The organism is Ornithinibacter sp., from assembly GCF_035443565.1.
In the GTDB taxonomy this organism is placed as follows: Bacteria; Actinomycetota; Actinomycetes; order Actinomycetales; family Dermatophilaceae; genus Fodinibacter.
This window is the reverse complement of record NZ_DAORSO010000371.1, coordinates 1-1346: the sequence shown is the minus strand read 5'-3', so window position 1 is coordinate 1346 and position 1346 is coordinate 1. Positions and strand designations below refer to the sequence as shown.

Annotated in this window: 1 protein-coding gene; it reads right to left on the bottom strand. The window is 68.8% G+C overall.

What is annotated here, in order from left to right:
* Nucleotides 1-52: 52 nt before the first annotated feature.
* On the bottom strand, nucleotides 53-688 hold the full coding sequence (locus PLL68_RS15275; protein ID WP_324535565.1) for a hypothetical protein: 636 nt from the start codon (nucleotides 686-688) through the stop codon (nucleotides 53-55).
* Nucleotides 689-1346 lie beyond the last annotated feature (658 nt).

Sequence of the window (1346 nt, the reverse complement as noted above, 5' to 3'; positions counted from 1 at the left end):
CGCGACGGCTCCTCCCGTGGTGGGGAAGAGCCGCCGTGCGGAGCGGGATGCGTCACTGGTGGAGCAGGGTGGCGGCCTTGATGTCCTGGGTGGCCCCTTCCTGGGCGGTGACCTGCAGGGTGCCGTTCGGGAGGCCCGTCACGGTGACGTCAGCCGATGCTTGCCGCGTCGAGGCCTTCACCCGGTCCAGGGTGAAGGAGTTGTCGATGAGGTAGCGCGAGTGCGACTTCACGCTCTCCAGCGGGCCCGTCGCGGTCCAGGTGGAGGTCACGCTGAGGGTGAAGGTCACACCAGTGGGGACCTCCTCGCCGGACTCCTCGTCAACGGTGAAGATCTCGGCCTGGCACGTGGGAATCACCAGCTCGGCGCTGGACAGATCATCGGCCACGGCGAAGGTGAAGGCATCGCTGACGCACCACAGCTCCGCCGGCACAGGTTCGTCACCGGCCTCGGGGCCGGGCAGCATCAGGCCCATCGCGAGCACGGCCGGCTGGGCGGTGCTCTCGGGCTTGCTGCCGGGTACCCGGCGCACCATGGTCGCGTCAGCGCCGCTGACACTGAGAACCCGCGGCTCGCCGACCTCGGGCTCCTGCCCTTCGCCTTGGTCGCTGAACCATGTGGCATCGGCCAGCACACCGGTCACGTTGTAGGACTCGTGGTTGGCAGTGGGCGCTCCAGCCGCACCCACGGGTACGGCAAGCATGGTGAGCAGACCCGCCGCCGCAGCCACACGGCGTGACCTTTTCAGCTACCAGCAGCCACTCGACGGCCGCTCCGGCCCCTCCACCACAAGGCGCGTCAGTGCCCTCTGCGCCGGCAGAGTTGCGTCCTTTCGCCGCCTGATCGCGTGATGTACGTTCCGCCCGGCCCGCGGCACAGGGCGTTCGCGAGGCGCGTCTGGCGAAGCTCGGGTGCAGGCGGCAGCCCGGGGCCGATCACTCAATCGTCCGACCAAAAGACACCAGGCCTGCGACGACGGTAAGGAGGGCCGCCAATGCGCGTTGCCACACCGTCGACTGGTCGAGCAATCGCCGCCACCACGGCGGACGTGGATTCCCAGGTCCAGTGGTAGACCCCGCGCCAGCACCCATCCCATCAGTGTCCTCGTCCGCGACGCCGCACGCGAGGGTCCTCTTTCGTGGGCTCGCGGTTCTGTGCAGGCTGCCCACGACCGGGCGAGTGGAAGTGCCACCGGGTCGACGCTGGCGGCTGGGTCACCCAGCGATGTAGCAGCCGCTGTTGCGTCTTCGGCCGCGAGTAGCGTGCGCTCGCGGGTCGGACTTGGCCTTAAGCCTGGTTGGTGGAGATCCGCGTGCGCTGGCCAAGGAGTCTGTTTTGAGGTGAGG